Source organism: Streptomyces sp. NPDC002076 (assembly GCF_053593835.1).
Genome location: NZ_JBSFDI010000044.1, coordinates 19,457 through 35,166, shown reverse-complemented (window position 1 = coordinate 35,166; position 15,710 = coordinate 19,457). Strand labels below are relative to the sequence as shown.

16 protein-coding genes and 1 pseudogene are annotated in these 15,710 nt (G+C 69.0%); 4 read left to right on the top strand and 13 right to left on the bottom strand.

Going from position 1 to position 15,710, the window contains the following annotated elements; translation table 11 throughout:
* Positions 1-330 precede the first annotated feature (330 nt).
* The 6 genes from ACWCQS_RS44730 to ACWCQS_RS44705 all read right to left on the bottom strand — a co-directional run bounded on the left by ACWCQS_RS44730 (position 331) and on the right by ACWCQS_RS44705 (position 5,163).
* Positions 331-480 carry a hypothetical protein gene (locus tag ACWCQS_RS44730; RefSeq protein WP_451009824.1) on the bottom strand — a complete coding sequence of 50 codons (150 nt, stop codon included), beginning with the start codon at positions 478-480 and terminating at the stop codon, positions 331-333.
* 98 nt (positions 481-578) lie between these two features.
* Positions 579-1,052, bottom strand: a complete 474-nt coding sequence (locus tag ACWCQS_RS44725; RefSeq protein ID WP_451009828.1) for a cupin domain-containing protein — start codon at positions 1,050-1,052, stop codon at positions 579-581.
* Between the two features lie 24 nt (positions 1,053-1,076).
* Entirely contained in the window at positions 1,077-1,997 is a 921-nt protein-coding gene (locus tag ACWCQS_RS44720; protein WP_451009823.1) for an NADP-dependent oxidoreductase, read from the bottom strand.
* 181 nt (positions 1,998-2,178) lie between these two features.
* Positions 2,179-3,069 carry an RNA polymerase sigma factor SigJ gene (sigJ, locus tag ACWCQS_RS44715; RefSeq protein WP_451009822.1) on the bottom strand — a complete coding sequence of 297 codons (891 nt, stop codon included), beginning with the start codon at positions 3,067-3,069 and terminating at the stop codon, positions 2,179-2,181.
* The gene (locus ACWCQS_RS44710) at positions 3,062-4,495 is read right to left on the bottom strand and encodes an MFS transporter (RefSeq protein ID WP_451009821.1); all 1,434 of its coding nucleotides are present in this window, start codon (positions 4,493-4,495) and stop codon (positions 3,062-3,064) included. Before ACWCQS_RS44710 ends, sigJ begins: the two co-directional genes overlap by 8 nt.
* Positions 4,496-4,524: 29 nt before the next feature.
* Positions 4,525-5,163, bottom strand: a complete 639-nt coding sequence (locus ACWCQS_RS44705) for an HD domain-containing protein (protein ID WP_451009820.1) — start codon at positions 5,161-5,163, stop codon at positions 4,525-4,527.
* A gap of 137 nt (positions 5,164-5,300) precedes the next feature.
* Between ACWCQS_RS44705 and ACWCQS_RS44700 the strand changes: the two genes are divergently transcribed.
* Positions 5,301-6,278 carry a GlxA family transcriptional regulator gene (locus ACWCQS_RS44700; RefSeq protein ID WP_451009819.1) on the top strand — a complete coding sequence of 326 codons (978 nt, stop codon included), beginning with the start codon at positions 5,301-5,303 and terminating at the stop codon, positions 6,276-6,278.
* A 1,159-nt stretch (positions 6,279-7,437) separates the two neighbouring features.
* Positions 7,438-7,821, top strand: a complete 384-nt coding sequence (locus tag ACWCQS_RS44695) for a hypothetical protein (RefSeq protein WP_451009818.1) — start codon at positions 7,438-7,440, stop codon at positions 7,819-7,821.
* Positions 7,822-8,069: 248 nt separating this feature from the next.
* Here the strand turns inward: ACWCQS_RS44695 and ACWCQS_RS44690 are convergent, their stop codons facing one another.
* From ACWCQS_RS44690 to ACWCQS_RS44680, 3 genes are all read right to left on the bottom strand, one after another.
* The gene (locus tag ACWCQS_RS44690; protein ID WP_451009817.1) at positions 8,070-8,471 is read right to left on the bottom strand and encodes a hypothetical protein; all 402 of its coding nucleotides are present in this window, start codon (positions 8,469-8,471) and stop codon (positions 8,070-8,072) included.
* 332 nt (positions 8,472-8,803) lie between these two features.
* Complete coding sequence (locus tag ACWCQS_RS44685) at positions 8,804-10,069, bottom strand: FAD-dependent monooxygenase (RefSeq protein WP_451009816.1); 1,266 nt, start codon at positions 10,067-10,069, stop codon at positions 8,804-8,806.
* 18 nt (positions 10,070-10,087) lie between these two features.
* Positions 10,088-10,945 carry an alpha/beta fold hydrolase gene (locus ACWCQS_RS44680; protein ID WP_451009815.1) on the bottom strand — a complete coding sequence of 286 codons (858 nt, stop codon included), beginning with the start codon at positions 10,943-10,945 and terminating at the stop codon, positions 10,088-10,090.
* Between the two features lie 99 nt (positions 10,946-11,044).
* On the opposite strand from ACWCQS_RS44680, the pseudogene ACWCQS_RS44675 reads away from it, so the two are divergent.
* Both ACWCQS_RS44675 and ACWCQS_RS44670 read left to right on the top strand, forming a co-directional pair.
* A pseudogene (locus ACWCQS_RS44675) lies at positions 11,045-11,521 on the top strand (AraC family transcriptional regulator); the annotation flags it as partial.
* 86 nt (positions 11,522-11,607) lie between these two features.
* On the top strand, positions 11,608-12,711 hold the full coding sequence (locus ACWCQS_RS44670) for an IS630 family transposase (RefSeq protein ID WP_451009827.1): 1,104 nt from the start codon (positions 11,608-11,610) through the stop codon (positions 12,709-12,711).
* Positions 12,712-13,179: 468 nt separating this feature from the next.
* On the opposite strand, the gene ACWCQS_RS44665 is transcribed toward ACWCQS_RS44670, so the two are convergent.
* The 4 genes from ACWCQS_RS44665 to ACWCQS_RS44650 all read right to left on the bottom strand — a co-directional run bounded on the left by ACWCQS_RS44665 (position 13,180) and on the right by ACWCQS_RS44650 (position 15,582).
* Positions 13,180-13,545 carry a hypothetical protein gene (locus ACWCQS_RS44665; RefSeq protein WP_451009814.1) on the bottom strand — a complete coding sequence of 122 codons (366 nt, stop codon included), beginning with the start codon at positions 13,543-13,545 and terminating at the stop codon, positions 13,180-13,182.
* A 429-nt stretch (positions 13,546-13,974) separates the two neighbouring features.
* On the bottom strand, positions 13,975-14,547 hold the full coding sequence (locus ACWCQS_RS44660; RefSeq protein WP_451009826.1) for a GNAT family N-acetyltransferase: 573 nt from the start codon (positions 14,545-14,547) through the stop codon (positions 13,975-13,977).
* Positions 14,548-14,687: 140 nt separating this feature from the next.
* Positions 14,688-15,122 carry a hypothetical protein gene (locus tag ACWCQS_RS44655; RefSeq protein ID WP_451009813.1) on the bottom strand — a complete coding sequence of 145 codons (435 nt, stop codon included), beginning with the start codon at positions 15,120-15,122 and terminating at the stop codon, positions 14,688-14,690.
* 94 nt (positions 15,123-15,216) lie between these two features.
* A complete protein-coding gene (locus ACWCQS_RS44650; protein ID WP_451009812.1) occupies positions 15,217-15,582 on the bottom strand; it encodes a hypothetical protein in 366 nt (121 codons plus the stop codon).
* Positions 15,583-15,710 lie beyond the last annotated feature (128 nt).

Below are 15,710 nucleotides of genomic sequence, written 5' to 3'. Positions count from 1 at the left end.
TCGCGGTGGTCGCAGCGCTCACGTCTTGCTCCCATGCATGGTGCCGGGGATCACGGCCCGTCCTGCACGAGCCGCATCAGCCACCCGACCGGGCAGTTACCGGTCTGCCGGAGTGGACGGCTGCGGCCGTGAAGTGCCGTCTGCGTCTCCTGGATCCGCGATCCACTTGTTCGCAATGTCAACCGGGTGAACTTCAGGGATATTCCGGATATTTCAGCGCAAGGACCACAAGGTCGAACCTCTCACCGGGACGGCCAGGAGATCCGACGTGTGTGAGCCGGGCAGCTCGCACAAACTGCCCGACTGACTCCATCGTTCCCCCTAGCCAGGTCAGCTGCCGACGGAGTACCGACTGGTGATCGCGACACGGTTGAAGGCGTTCATCGCGGTTACCAGCCAGGCGATCGCCGAGACCTCGTCTGCGGTGAGTACGGCTGCGGCTGCGTTGAAGTCCTCCTCGCTGACGTGTCCGTCCGGCACGCGTGTGATCGCCTCGGTCAGGCGGAGGGCGGCACGGTCGGTCTCGGAGAGGTAGCCGGGTGCTGCGCGCGGCCGTGCCGCCCGCCGCGCGCCCCGGGCTACGACGCCGGGTCGTCGACCTTGAGTTTTTCTCCGGTGTTGGAGACGAAGACGACCAGGAGCTTGGCCCGTGTCGTCGGGCTGGTGTTCTCGGCGAGGACGTGGTGGGCGCCTGGCGGCTCGACCCAGTTGTCGCCCTGGTGGTAGGTACGCACGGGCTTGCCCTCGAGCTGGCTGCGCACGGTGCCTTCGAGGACGTAGGCGTAGACGAAGGCCTGGCCGTGCCGGTGCGGCAGCGCGCGTGCGTTGGGCGGGAAGTCGACGATCGCCGAGGTGAACGTCTTGCCCTTCACATTCGGAAGGGCCTGCTGGAGCAGCGGCTTGAGGGTTTCGGTGGGGCGTGTCGATGCCATGGCCGCAGGCGATGCCGCGGCCGCGGTCGTGCCCGTGGCGTGGGTGGGCTGGTTGGAGGTCGAGCAGGCCGTGGCCGCCGTCAGCGTGGCGACAACCAGGAGGCCGGCGGCGGTTCGCATTCCGATCACGATGGGTCTCCTGATTCAGTCTTCCGTGACGCGGATGATCGTCTTGCCCGGGGTGCGCTTGCCGGGGGCGAACGCGGCCGGTGCCTCGGCGAGCGGACGCACAGCGCCGACGAGCGGCTTGAGACGGCCGTCCCTCAGCCGCGTGGCGAGATCGGCGAGCCGGGCGCGGTCGGGTTCGACGACGAAGAAGACCGCCCGCCCGTCCTTGGGCTGGACCTTGGGCGGCATGACGATGGAGACGAGCGTGCCACCGGCCCGGACGAGGGCGGCCGAGCGGTCGAGGATGTCGCCGCCGATCACGTCGAACACGACGTCGGCCTCGCCGGCGTCCTCCAGCTTCTCGGCCTGCAGGTCGATGAAGGTGTCGACGCCGAGTGCGAGAGCCCTGTCCCGGTCGCGGGCCCGGCCGGTGCCGATGACGCGGGCGCCGGCCTCGCGGGCGAGCTGTACGGCGATCGAGCCGACGCCGCCAGCGGCACCATGGACCAGGACGGTCTGGCCCGTGGTGAGGCGGCCGTGGTCGAACAGGCCCTGCCAGGCCGTCAGCCCCGAGATCGGCAGTGCGGCGGCCACGGTGTGGTCGATGTCCGCCGGCAGCGGGGCGAGGTTGCGGGCCTCCACCGCGGTGTACTCGGCGAGGGCGCCGTCGCGGGCCCAGTCGGCCAGGCCGAACACCCGCTGTCCGACGCTCAGGCCGGTGGTGCCGTACCCCAGCTCCGCGACGACACCGGACAGCTCGTGCCCGGGCACGCTCGGCGTCCGGTCGCGGCCGGCGCGATCGGTCCACGTGGCGGGCCAGTCCAGCTCTCCGGGGGTGAAGCCCGCGGCGTGCACCCGCACGATGACGTCGTTCTCGGCCGCATGAGGGTAGGGCATGTCCGTCAGGGACATCCCGGCAAGACCAGCGTTGCGGTCTCGCACAGTGATGGCTTGCATACAGATCCTTACTGGGAGGGGCGACCCGAGCGCACAGCACACTCGCGCGCTGGGCTCATAGCGGCTGCAGGTGGATGTATGCCGCTCTGCATGATCGATCTCACCTGCTCGCGCGTATTCCTTCGTCACCCGTTTTGCGTTCTCAGCAGGGAGACGAGGTAGCCCCTCCGGGTGTGACGGCTCAGACGCGCACGAGTTTGTCGGGGTTCATGACCCTGCGGTACGCGGTGATCAGACCATCTGTGATCTGCACCGTGTCGACGGAGTAGACCCGGCCTTCCCGGTGGAACACGAGGGCCGGCTCGCCGCCGACCTCCGCGAAGTCGATGCGGTCCGGGTGCCACTGACGCCCCGTACGCATCATGACCTCGGCAACGCGCTCGCCGCCGTGAATGAGCTTGCGTGCCGCCAAGATCTTGCCGCCACCGTCGGTGACGTAGACCGCGTCCGGGTGCAGGAGCCTGACCAGGCCGGCCAGATCCCCGGCCTCGTAGGCGGCGCGGAAGACCTTGAGGACCCGTTCGCGCTCCGCCTTCGACGCCTGCGGCGTGGACTGCTTCGCCTTGGCCACCCGCCGTCGTGCCCGCGAGGCGAGCTGCCGGGCGCCCGGCACGGAGACGTCCAGCACCTCGGCGATCCGGCCGAACTCAAGGCCGAAGACATCGTGCAGGACGAAGGCCACCCGCTCCGGCGGGCTCAGTTCTTCCATGATCAGGAGCATCGCCGAGCTGACGGACTCGTCGACGAGTACCGGCTGCGACGCGTCCGGCCCGGTCAGCAGCGGCTCCGGCAGCCACGGCCCGACATAGCTCTCCCGGCGGAAGCGGGCGCTCTTGAGGATGTCGTACGACCGTCGCGCGGCCACCGTCACCAGCCAGGCCCGCAGATCACCGATGTCCTGCAGATCCGCTCCGGCCGCCCGCACCCACACGTCCTGAGTGACATCCTCGGCATCGGCCACAGTCCCCAGCAGCCGGTAGGCCACGCCGAAGACCGCAGGCCGGTGCCTCTCCCATTCGGCTCCGAGCGGGTCCTCCTGCTCAGACCGTCCGGGCCCGTGCCCGTCACCCATACGGATCGCAACCTCCTCCAGCCTGCGGATGCAGCGTGGCTATTTCGATCTCGGGATCTTCGAAGACAGCTCCGCGGAAGCGCGCCGACCCGCTCCGACACGGCAGCCGTAAGTCCTGATCAAGCTGCTTCGGGGATGGTGTCGGCGTGGGGCGTGCGGCGCGCTCAGCAGCGGGACGGTTCGCCGAGAGATCCGCTTTCCCGGCCCGTGCGATCGGATCGCCGGTGGGTCTGTGAGCGCGTGCTCGTCCGGCGTGGAGGGCCGCACCCAAGGACACCGCCCCGACGAAGCCGACGTACAGATAGCCCGTGGTCTCCAGCCCCCATGAGGGCGCCGCGAGCCCGGCCGCGAGGGCCGGAAGACTCAACGCCGCGTAGCTGATCACGTAGACGGCCGAGAAGACCTCCGACCGCGACTTCGCGGTGGTGACCGCGCTGATGGCGCGGAGGTTGCCGTTGAACGTCAGGCCGACGCCCAGCCCCGCTACGACCGATCCGCCGACGTATACGGCCGGCGACGCAACAGCGATGGCCACCGCCAGTCCGGACGCACTCAGAGTCAGGAGAACCGCCCCCAGCAAGGTGGCGAGCCGTGCCGTGTGCCGAACGGACCACACCCCGCCCACGCTGTTGGCCAGAAACAGCGCCGCGATGCTGAGCCCGCCCGCAGCACCGGACCGCACATGCAGGACATTGCTCACCAGGGACGGAGTGAGCGCGAGGAACAGACCCGTGACGGACCACCCCGCGACCAGGGCGGGAACGGAGGCGAAGAACTCCGGCCGGGCTTCCCGAGGAACCCGGACGCTCGGTCGCAACGACGCAAGTCCCGTCGCACGCGGGGCGCGCGTCTCAGGGATCGTGAGGACGACCGCGGCCAGAACGACGAAGGTCAGCGTCAGGACGGGAAAGACATACGCATCGGGGCGTGAGGTCGACTGAACCAGCAGCCCCACCACTCCGGCGCCGGCGGCCATGCCGATACTCGTGCCCACCGCTGTCATCGTGGGCCCCAGCTGCGGACGTCTCCTGGGAGAGAGCTCGACCAGTCCGGCGGCAAGAGCGCCCGTGGCCGTCCCCGTGGCGATGCCCTGCACCACCCGGGCGATCAGGAGGGAGACGACGCCGTCGGCCGTCCAGAAGACCGCCGTGCTGGTCGCCGCCACCAGAAGGGCGGCGACCAGCACCGGACGGCGACCCAGCTGGTCGCTCAGCGATCCGACTGTCAGCAGGGCGCCGAGCAGACCCACGACATACACCGCGAAGATCACTGTCAGCATCGTGACCGACAGGCCCCAACGCTCCCGGTAGAGCGGGTAGATCGGTGACGGTGCGCTTGCCGTGGCCATCATCACCACATTGGCGCAGGCCAGTACGGCGAAGGCCGCACCTCGCCCGAGACGACGCCCGTCGTGAGGACCACTCACACGTCTCATCACGTTTTATGGCGCCTTGATCAGCTCGGCCAGGGAGCGCCCATGATGCGCTCGACCATGGTTGTGCGCTGGAAGTCGGGAATGAAATGCTCCAGCACATCCGAATTCACGGTTCCGTTCGTGGTCTCCGGGCGGTGCTTGAGTCCTTCGACGTAGGCCTGCAAAAACTCGTTCTTGAAGTCGCCCCGCGGATGGACGGCGGTGATCTCGTCCACCTGGCTGCGATCCAGTTCGTCCAGGCCCAGGCCGATCACGTCGGTCAGGACCCCCAGATTCGTGATGGCGATCTCCGGGCCCATCCGGCCCGGAATTCCCGGGGTCGTGTGCAGCGCGATCGCCGTCCACACCACGTCGGCGGCCGTGGCCGGGAAGCCGTGGTCGAGCATGAACTTGCGTGCGTGGTCGGCTCCATCGACCTCGAAACGCTGCTCTACGTCGGAAAACGGCGTCAGCAGGCCGGTGTCGTGAAACATGGCGGACAGGTAGAGAAGCTCCGGGTCGGGCTCCAGGCCGAGCCTGTGAGCGTGCATGGCGCCGAAGACGAAAACGCGTCGGGAGTGGTGGTATATGAGTGGGCTGGTCATCTCCTGCATGAGGCGGGTGGCCTCGGCGACCGCCGCCGTTTCAGGAATCTCTACCCCCGCGATGATCTCGCTCATGACCTCTGCTCCTTCCGATATCGGTGTGTTACGAATGGACGGTGCGTCCGTCTTCCACACTGCCAACCACCCGGCGTCCGGCGCTCCCTCGGTCCGGCCATGAGTCACCCGAATCCGGACAGGCGGGCAGCGGGGTTGTGGGCTCCGCCACGCATCGGGTCGCGATCCTCGTCTACGACGGGGTCAAACTCCTGGACTTCGTCGGCCCCGCGGAGGTATTCGGGGAAGCGAACCGGCTCGGTGCCGACTACACGATCGTGCTGGTGTCACCGACCGGTGCCGATGTCACCTCGTCCATCGGGATCCGGATCGCCGTCGACGCCGCCGCCACGGAACCTGCTCCCGACACGTTCCTGGTGGCCGGCGCAGACCTCTACCCCCGCGCGCCAGTCCCCCGTGATCTGGTCGAGGCCACGCGAACGCTGGCGGGCCGGGCCGGCCGGGTCGCGTCCATCTGCACCGGAGCATTCATCCTCGGCGCCGCCGGCCTCCTGGACGGCAAGCGCGCTACCACGCACTGGAAGGTCGCGCACGAGCTCGCCGCCCGCTGCCGGGCCAGCCGCGTCGAACCCGACGCGATCTACGTCCGTGACGGCACCACCTACACCTCGGCGGGCGTGACCGCCGGCATCGACCTGGCACTGGCACTCGTCGAGGAGGATCACGGCCCTGATCTGACCCGCGACGTCGCCCGCGCCCTGGTGGTCTATCTGCAGCGTTCGGGCGGCCAGTCACAGTTCTCCGCCCCACTGCAAGGACCGCCGCCCCGGTCTCCGGCCCTTCGTAAAATCACCGACTTGATCACGGCGAATCCCGGGGGAAACCACTCACTCGGCGAACTCGCCAAACACTTGAATGTGAGCCCTCGGCATCTCACGCGGCTCTTCAACGACGAGCTGTCCACTACGCCGGCCCGGTACGTGGAGATGATCCGGTTCGACATGGCGAAAGCTCTACTCGACCAAGGGCATACCGCAACGCAGACGGCATCCCTTGCCGGATTCCCGAGTTACGAGAGTATGCGGAGAGTTTTCGTGAGGGAATTGTCGCTCAGCCCCGCCGCCTATCAGCGACGCTTCAGCACAGCGCGCCGAGCCGACGAGGCGCAGCAGTAAGACGAAGCTGTCACTGCACGGACACCGATGCGTTACAGACGGTTGCGCTGCCCGTGTGCGATTTTGTTCCACGACGGGTTCGTCCACCACATCCGCGACACCTCGCGACAGCACAGCCTTCCCAGGCGGGCTCAGCGAGTACGAACTGGCCTGCTCACCAGAGCCCGCTGCAGCACCTTCGAGGGAAGCGGTGGCCGGTTCATCCGCCGTCCCGGCGCGGTACGGCACCTGCTTGAGTGCGACGGCTGCCGCCGTGAACGGACCGTTCCACCACGGCACCAGCTCGACATCGTCGTCCGCACTTTCGCCTTTGATCCTCAATGAAGCCCTCACCGAGCGCGGCGAGGACGACTGCGGCCAGCAGGCCAGCAGGCCAGCTAAGGCTTCTACCGCCACCCACTGGATACCTGCCGCCAGCTACCCCGGCCTTACCTTCGGCGGAACCCGAGGGCTCCAACCCGCCGTCGCCCTTCCCAGCTCGCGCCTATGAGAAGAGGCACGCCATGACACACAGCTTCCCTGTCCCTTCAGGAACGCGCCCGGAGGTGACGCCGTGAGTCTCACCAGTTGCATCGCCGACCCCCGCTCCCGCATCTCCCTGTTCCTGGCCGCGAGCTGCCGGCCGTTGCGGCCCTGGCCGGCACCTACCGTGCGCGTCTTCCGCTGCACCCGGAGAACACGCCCCCCACCGGCACGACACCGATCAACTACCGAACCCTGGGGCAGGCCGTCGCTCTGCGCCTTCGACTGGGTTCGGGGCCCCTGTCGGTTCACCCGTGGGCTCCGGCATCGTGCTCACAGCGATGGCTCTGGCCGACTTGCGATCGCCTGCGGCAGCCTCGGCCGCGGCAGGAGTGAGGCAGGACCTCCCCAACCGGCTCAACGCGCATCCACCCGCCACACCAGGCAAACTGCTTCTACCGCCAGCCGACGACGAGCGTCTTGCCCGGACGTGCTTCGTCGCAGCCTGGTTCGAGGAGGTGTTCCGCAGCGGCGCACGGCCGGGCAACCCGCTGTTCCAAGCCGACCTCACCCACGGCCTGGACGGCCTCCTCAAAGAGGTCCCTGACTACGTGCCTGGCGACCTCGCCGCGCAGGCGGCCCGCGCCGACCGGCCGCAGGCCCTGCAGTGGATCCTCAGCACCGCCGTGGAGAGCGGGTGTGCGGGCCCACGTTCGCTGGCAGCACACAAGTCGGCGGCGCCGACGCCGACTTCATCGTGGCGGGGTGCCTCATCGACTGCAAAGCCACCATCCACCCTAAGCGGATCGACCGGGTCCAGTTGTACCAGCTCGCCGGCTACCTGATCCTCGACTGCGACAACACCTACGGCATCGAGCGGGTCGGCCTGTACCTGTCGCGGCAGGGCCGACTCATCGAGTGGGAAACCGAGGAGTTCCTGCAGCTCCTCAGCGCCGACCAGTCACTGCCGCGACTGAGGGATGCCTGCCGTAGGGCTTTGACCGGTGAATCGGCCGAAGCCGCACCGCCGGTGCCGCGGCAGGCCGTCTTCGAGCAGGAGACCCCCTTCGACGGGGGCTGACAGGGGCTTGAGGGTCACCCGACCTCAGCATCTGACGACTTCTGCGGCCCCGGACGCCGGTGCGCAATCAGGGGCCGCCCCTGACATGCATGCGGCCATGTTGCATCCTTCAACGCCGTCACAAGGGGCAGGATACGCCGGCGTCAACGATGGGCGAGTCCGTTTCCGGGCCTGTGCCCACAGCGCCGCCATGTACCGTCCGCCTCGTTGGCCGGCCTTGAGGGTCACGCAGTGTGCCGTCCTGGCCCTCACCCGCTCGCCGGGGGATGATCCTTGCGCCTGTGGCCGGTGACCAACTCCAACAGCGCCAGTGCCCCCTTGGTGGCCTGCGGGTTCCCTCGCGGGGAACGGTGGTGCAGGCGGATCGCCCGGCTGGACCCGGCGCCCTCGGTCGCAGCGCGGGAGGGGGACGAGGCGGCCCGCCGGTTGCAGCCGACCGGGGGTGTGCCGCCCGCGGTCACCGGTCTGCTGGAGCAGGTCCAGGTCGGCCACACGCCCGTGGATGTGATCGTGGTGGACGAGCAGCACCGGCTGCCGATCGGCCAGCCGTATTTGACGGCGGCGATCGATGTGGCGAGCCGGTGTGTGGTGGGCCTGGTGGTGACGCTGGAGGCGCCGTCGGCGACCTCGGTCGGGCTGCGCCTGCGCACCCGGCCTGCGACAAGCGGCCGTGGCTGGAGCTCCTGGGGTGGAGGCGGTCTGGCCGATGATCGGCAAGCCGCACGAGCTGTATGTGGACAGCGCCGCCGAGTTCAAGAGCGAGGCCCTGTGGCGCGGCTGCGACCAGCACGGCATCCGGTTGCGGTACCGGCCGCCGGCGCTCCCGCACTTCGGCGGGATCGCGGATCCGGTGGCGGTGGCCAACGTGCGCTGGCTGTCCCGGGTTTGGTCGACCGTGTGGCCGAGCAGTGGGCGCGGTCCGTGTCCTATTTGGTACGAACATCTTGGAGCTGTCGGTAAGGCAGACGGCGACGAGCACCTCTCACTCCACCCCGAGCCCGCCTCCGAAGTCGCCCCCGAGGTCGACCCGGCCTCGCGGTGCGGTGGGCAACGGCGGGTAGTCGTCGACGGCCATGGAGTTGTAGAGGCGTGCACTCTTGGTGGTCAGGCGGAGGAGGGCGCGGCTGGGGCCTGCGGGCAGGGCAGAGATCAGGCGGGCGCCCTGGGCCAGTCCCCACACGCCGAGGTGGGACATGGGGATCAGGGTCTTCGCCGCGCTCAGCGCGGCCATGTGGCTGCCGCGCACGTGCTCCGCCATCGCGCGCTCGTAGGCGGGGAAGGCGCGCTCATGGTCGCCGCCCGTCTTTGCCAGCTCTCCGGCGAGAACGTACGCGCCGACGACGGCCAGGCTGGTGCTGCCGCCGACGGCCGGTCCGGGGCAGTAGCCCGCGTCGCCGACGAGCGTCACCCTCCCCTGCGACCAGGTGTCCATGCGGAGCTGGGTGATCGAGTCGAAGTAGAACGCCGGGGTGCGGTCGAGTTCGTCCAGCCAGCGGTCCACGTCAGGGTGCATGCCGTCGAACGCACCGCGCAGCAGCTCCTTCTGCCGGGGCACGTCGTGGTGGTGGTAGTCGAGCTCGCGCTCGCTGCGGAACAGGAACAACGCCCGCGCGTCTCCGAGGTGCCGCGCGCCGTACATGCCGGCAGTGCGGCCGACGCCGACGTGGATGAGGAGTTCGCCGTCGAGTCCCGAGGGGTTCGGCAGGGTCAGTACCCCGAAGTAGGCCCCGGTGAAGACACTGAAGCGGGACTCGTCGCCGAAGACGAGGCGGCGCACGTTGGAGTGCAGCCCGTCCGCGCCGACGACGAGGTCGAAGCGGCGCGGCGCGGCGTTCTCGAACCGCACCTCGCCATCGGGCGAGATCGCGGTGATCGAGTCGCCGAAGATGTACTCGACGTCGTCGCGCACGGCGTCGTGGTAGATCTCGCTCAGGTCGTCGCGCATGATCTCGACGTGCCGGTCGGAGGCGGCGTTGAAGATCTTGGAGAGGTCTACCCGGACGGGACGCTGTGCCTTCTCGCGGTGAACAGTCATCCGGATGGTGCCAGTGGCTCGCTCCTCGATGCGCGCGAGCACACCCATCTTCTCCGAGATGTCCATGGCGGGCCGGAACAGGTCGACCGCGTGGCCGCCGGTCTTGCGCAGCGTCGGCGCGCGCTCAACGACGGTGACGCCGAAGCCGTGTCTGGTGAGCCAGTAGGCCAGCACCGGACCGGCGATGCTGGCGCCGGAGACGAGAATCCGCATGGCATGTCTCCTTGTCGTTCAGTTCACCCGTACGGCGTGGATCGCGGTGAAGGCCAGCAGCGGGGTGGCGGTTCGCGGTGGATCCTCAAGCAGGGGCGAGTGCCCGAGTCCGGGCAGCAACTCGACCTTCGCGCCCGGAACGGCGCGGTAGCCGGAGGCGGACGAGGATCGCCATCTGCGGTCGTCCTCGCCGAAGATCACCAGTAGTGGCTTACCCAGGACGGCCAGCCGATCCGGCAGCGCCCCCTGCTCCAGGTAGGAGCGGGTCGCCCGCATCGTCGCGGTGAACGTGTGGAAGGTCATACCGCGCACATCATCCAGGAGCTCTTCTGGGATCTGATAGCCCGCGCGACTGAAACCCGTGCTCGCGAACCGCCGGAGCTGCTCGTCGGTCGGCGGCCACTGCGAGGGTCCGGTTGCAGCGGACTCCGGTGCGATGAAGGCGTCCAGGCTGGGGCCGGTGTTGATGAGCGCGAGCGCGGTCACCAGGTCGGGCCGCTGTTCGGCGAGGGCGGTGGCGACCACGCCGCCGCTGGAGTGACCGACGACCACGGCGTGCTCGACGCCGAGCCGGTCCAGTGCCACGCCGGCCCGGCATGCCTGGTCCGGGAGCGCGTAGCTGCGGTCGGCTGGTTTGGCCGACCGACCATGACCGAGCAGGTCGATCCGGATAACGCGGTGAGATCCGATCAGCAGCGGAACCATCGGGTTCCACGAACGGGTCGAGGACGCGGACCCGTGGATGAGCAGAAGTGCAGGGGCGTCGCGGGGGCCGTCCTGGCACACGTGGACGTCGCCGTCGTCCAGCGACAGGGTCGAACTCTCGGTGGCCTCGGTGCCGCCATTCACGTGCGGTCCGCCGTCAGAAACAGTCATGAGTCCACTGTCGCCGCCGGTACTCAACAGTGGATTGGATAAATGTTCCCCTCGCAGCCTCAGATAGCATGGGGACGGACTTTCGTGCACGGTACGGCTATGTGGGACGTCGCATGCCCTCAGCGGCCCAGCCGGGTGGCCGGTCTCACCATGGCCGGATTCCGTGTCCGTGACCTAGGCGGGCTCCAGATGGTCCCGCACCCGGCCGTGACGCTGCTCCTGGAGTTCGGCGCCGGTTCGCCCGTCCTTGACTGTGCCTCCAAGCAACAGCAAGGAAGCCTCGTCGCGGGGCCCGGGCTCGGGTCCGGCGGCGCGGTTCGGGCGCGAGGAGAGAACGTCGAGTGCGTGCAGGTGCGCCTGTCCCCGGTGATCCCACGCGCGATTCTGGGCGCCTCCCCCGCCGACCTCGACGGCGCCGTCGTACCCTTGGGTGACCTGTGGGGCCGGGAGGCATCCTGGATCCGCGAGCAACTCGGCGATCTCTCGTCGTGGCAGGATCGCTTCGCGTTGACGGACGCGCTGCTCGCCCGCAGGCACGAGGCGGGGCCGCCGGTGGACCCGGAGGTGGCCTGGGCCTAGTGAGCCGGTCTTAACTTCACGTCTCGCCACGTGAGTCGCCGTTCGTTTCAGATTGCGGCGTGGGCGGTGACGGACACTGTCGGCTGCGGTCTGCTGGAGAAGCGGGTGACAGCAGGCTGCAGCCGCTGGAGTTGTCCGAGGACGAGCGGCTGACTTTGCAGGGGTGGGCGAAACGCCGGACGACCGCGCAGGGCCTCGCCAAGCGAGCACGTATCGTGCTGGCCTGTGCGGACGGGTTCAGCAACACCACGGTGGCCGCGCGGCTGGAGACCGATCGTGGGACCGTGCGCCGGTGGCGGACCAGATTCCTGCGGGACCGGCTTGACGGACTGTCCGACGAACCCCGTCCGGGTGTGCCTCGCACCATCACCGATGCCCAGGTGGAGGAGGTGGTGGTGCGCACTCTGGAGGAGACGCCGGAAGGTGCCACGAACTGGTCGAAGCGGGAGCTGGCCAGGCGGGTGGGGATCTCGCCCACGAGTGTGCTGCGGATCTGGCGGGCGTTCGGGCTGCAGCCCTGGCGCACGGAGGACTTCAAGATCTCCCCGGACCCGCTGCTGATCGACAAGATCCGCGACGTGGTCGGGCTGTATCTCGCCCCGCCGGCGAACGCGGCGGTCTTCGCGATGGACGAAAAACCGCAGATCCAGGCCCTTGAGCGGACCGCTCCGGTGTTGCCGATGGTGCCGGGTGTCCCTGAGCGCCGCAGCTTCGACTACGTGCGCCACGGCACGGTGGACCTGTTCGCGGCCCTGAACACCGCGACCGGAAAGGTGATCGGCAAACTGTCCGCGCAGCACCGGGCCGTGGACTTCCGCGACTTCCTGGACGAGATCGACCGCCAGACCGATTCCGGCCTGGCGGTCCACGTGATCTGCGACAACCTCTCCGCCCACAAGGCACCGGTGGTGCACAAGTGGCTTCTTGCGCATCCCCGGTTCGAGCTGCACTTCACCCCGACCTACTCATCCTGGATCAACCAGGTCGAGCGATGGTTCGCCGAGCTGGAACGGCGCTGCCTTGAACGCGGGGTGTTCTGCTCACTCGACGAGCTGAAGACCGCGCTCGAGGACTGGATCAAGACCTGGAACGCGCAGGCCCGACCCTTCAGATGGACCAAGACCGCAGACCAGATCATCGACCGCATCTGCCGCTACTGCGACAGGATCTCCGGGCCGGGACACTAGCCCTGCCAGTTCGCCCGGGTGGTAGAACTCCAGCCAGTCCGGATCGACCTCAGGTGGCCCGTTGGCGTACAGCTTGTGGGCGCGGATGATCGCCCGGTCCGTGGCACTGGCGTCCCCCAACAGGGCCCAGCCGCCCGCCTCGCGCATCACGAACAGCGACAGCATCCTCGGTGAGCCGTATGAGTTGGCAACGCTTTGCGCGCCCTGCGCTGCCGAGATTGCCTCGCGCGGCCGTCCGGATGACTTGACGAGCAGGGGCAGGCAGCCGAAGGCGTGCGCCTCGAGGCCCGGGTCCTCAGCGATCCGCGCGGCGGCGAGGGCCTCGTTGTACAGGCTGCGTGCGTCGCCGGGACGGCCGGAGTCGTAGCTGAGCCACCCGGCTGCGATCGACAGATGGCCGGTCGCCGACCTCAGCCGCTTGCCGGTCTTCGCCGTGTAGGTGCCTGGTCCTGCGGCACCGGTCAGTTGTCATTCCGAGGGGCAGTTGTTCCACAGCTCGGCGAGCTCTCGGGGGATGTCGACGCAGCCGCCGCTGAACGGGGCGGCGCTGTGGCTGTAGACCCAGGGCTGGCTGCCCCGGAGGATGAAGTACTTGCGTGCGCTGCCGTCGTCCTGGATGCCGATCTGCTCCTGGCGCGTCGCGCCCGGGGTGAGCTCGAAGGCGGTCGCGGCGTACCGGGTGCCCCCGCACTGCCCGTACAGGAACTGGCCCGGGCGTGGCTCGATGTGGCGGAATAGGGCGTTGTGCCTGGTGTACGCGCGGGTTGCCGCCGTCTTGACCTCTGCGGTCACGACCAGGTTCCGGCAGCCGCTGCTCTTCGCAGACTTGTCCATCACCGCCTGACCACCGCCTGCAGCCGTGGTGGCCGCCAGCTGAGCCCTATCCGATCCCGCTGCAACCGAGCCGCCCCCGGAACCGCCCACATGGGCCGCGCCAGCACTGGTACCGGTGCTGCAAGCGCCGAGCAGAAACACGGCGGACAAGGCGATAGCGGCCGAACCCATCGCGCGAGGCGTGATGAAACGCATCAGAACCAATCCCCCAAAAGAGATGATGTGGAAGCAGGCAGGTCACGCCTGTTTCGTGCATGCCATCCTTCGGGCCGCTCTCGACAACGGCCTCCCCGTCCCGTCACAGCCCTGCAACAACACTCCTCCCGCAGCCTCGCGGCCACCGATGCTGCGAAGAAGCAGTGACGGGGCGGCAGACGCAGCAGGTACCGCCTGTCACATGCCCGCGCCCGGCCCGCGCGCAGCACCGGTTCACCTGGTCTTCGGGCGCGGATGAGGATGGGTCAACTGTGTGCCCGTGACCGGGGCCCGCAGGCCGAGCCACTGATCGGCGTCCCAGGCCCGGAACCGCTCCACTTCGGTGAACCCCAGCTTTGCCGCGAGGCGCATCGAACGGACGTTGGCGGTCTGGGTGGCGAGCACCACCGGCTCACCCGGAAGGACGTCTTCGAGCCAGTCCAGTGCCGCCGCGCACGCCTCGGCGGCATACCCGAATCCCCACGCCCGCGGCAGGAACAGGTAGCCGAGATCGACCTTCCCCACGGCAGCGGGGCAAAGGTGCTCCGTTGCTCTCCTGAGCAGGATCTGGCCGATCATCGCCCCGTCGAGATCGACGACGAAACTCCCTGGCCGCCGCCCGGGCACCTCGGGCATCTCGCGCTCAAGCTCGTCACGCGGGCGGGGGCCGCCGAGGTAGGTGTGCACCTCCGATGAGGCGTGCAGCTCGATGAACGCCGCACGGTCCCGGGCCTCGGGCTCACGCAACACGAGCCTCTCGGTCTTGATCGGTGCAGGCGGCCACGCAACGGGCCCGAGATCATTCATGTCGGCCAGCCAATCAGCGGCCTCAGTAGCGATCAAGACTCGCGGTCCCTCTTGACTTCTTATCCCCCTGAGATGTCTTGACACGGGCCGTGGTCAGGGGGGAATGCGGCGGATGCGCACTGGGTGGATGCACGGCATCGTCACGGCGATGTCGCCCCCTCCGCACGATGTCGTCCACTCCCAGCCGGCGGACTCCACTCGGTGGAGTGGATGCCGTGGATCGTCGGTGCGCACCACTGGACCGGGTGCGCGGCATCGGGTCCACTCAGTGGCTGGCCTCCCCGGCCGCGGTGCGGTGCGGGCTGCTGTGGGCGGTGCGCCTGCTGGTCGTCGCGCACCGGGTGCGGTCCGTTGGCATCGTCCCGGTCGGCGTAGCGGTCCGCGCGGGCGCGGGAGTCGTCGGCCGCCTTGGTGAACACGTCCGGGAGATGGCGTAGCCGCTCGGCTGTGAGATCGAGGGCTTCCACATCCGTGCCTGACTTCCTCAAGGCTCGCAGCGCCGTCAGGTCGATCGCCTCCCGATGTCCGGCCTCCGGCTCCTGGTCGCCGTGCTCGGGGCCGGTGGCCGGGAGCACGAACAACTGCTCGGGAATCGCCGCCTGCTGGTGCGCGACGACGTCGTACCCCGGTGCCGCGCGGCGGTGACGGTGGGCCGCAGCTTCTCGCGGATCACCACGCCGGCGAGGACGGCTCGCTCGTACTGCAACGGGACTCGGGGTAACTCCCACTCCCCCGGCTCCGGGTCCGAGGGCCGGGGCGCGGCCGGTGTGCCCGGCCGGCCGAGGACTGCCGGTCCGGTCCGGGACGGTGGTCGGCGGGCGTCGGGCGGGTTCGAGGTCGGCCAGACGACCAGTGGGCGGTGTAGAGGCGGTAGGCGGGTAGCAGGCCGCGCAGCGTCTTCGGCTCGCTGATGTCCAGGCAGTACGTAGCGAGCGCGGCCAGGCCCGGCTCGCGGCGGCAGCTGCGCAGGACGACAGCGAGGTGACGACGGGCTTCGGCGAACAGGTGTCGGCGGTAGAACCAGCCGCCGTTCATGACGAACAGCGTCGCGGTGACGTCGATACTCCGCCGGAGCGACGTCGACGACAGCGGCGACCCGGCCCGAATCGCCGCCGCGGGCACGGGCGTACTCGGAGGCAGTGGAGACCCTTCTTGAGCGCGTC

Excerpts from the sequence above, each read along its gene's own strand:
- ACWCQS_RS44725 (WP_451009828.1), bottom strand. The coding sequence starts at position 1,052 with ATGCGAACCGCCGCCGGCCTCCTGGTTGTCGCCACGCTGACGGCGGCC.
- ACWCQS_RS44720 (WP_451009823.1), bottom strand. The coding sequence starts at position 1,997 with ATGCAAGCCATCACTGTGCGAGACCGCAACGCTGGTCTTGCCGGGATG.
- sigJ (WP_451009822.1), bottom strand. The coding sequence starts at position 3,069 with ATGGGTGACGGGCACGGGCCCGGACGGTCTGAGCAGGAGGACCCGCTC.
- ACWCQS_RS44705 (WP_451009820.1), bottom strand. The coding sequence starts at position 5,163 with ATGAGCGAGATCATCGCGGGGGTAGAGATTCCTGAAACGGCGGCGGTC.
- ACWCQS_RS44685 (WP_451009816.1), bottom strand. The coding sequence starts at position 10,069 with ATGCGGATTCTCGTCTCCGGCGCCAGCATCGCCGGTCCGGTGCTGGCC.
- ACWCQS_RS44680 (WP_451009815.1), bottom strand. The coding sequence starts at position 10,945 with ATGACTGTTTCTGACGGCGGACCGCACGTGAATGGCGGCACCGAGGCC.
- ACWCQS_RS44665 (WP_451009814.1), bottom strand. The coding sequence starts at position 13,545 with ATGGACAAGTCTGCGAAGAGCAGCGGCTGCCGGAACCTGGTCGTGACC.
- ACWCQS_RS44660 (WP_451009826.1), bottom strand. The coding sequence starts at position 14,547 with ATGAATGATCTCGGGCCCGTTGCGTGGCCGCCTGCACCGATCAAGACC.
- ACWCQS_RS44650 (WP_451009812.1), bottom strand. The coding sequence starts at position 15,582 with ATGAACGGCGGCTGGTTCTACCGCCGACACCTGTTCGCCGAAGCCCGT.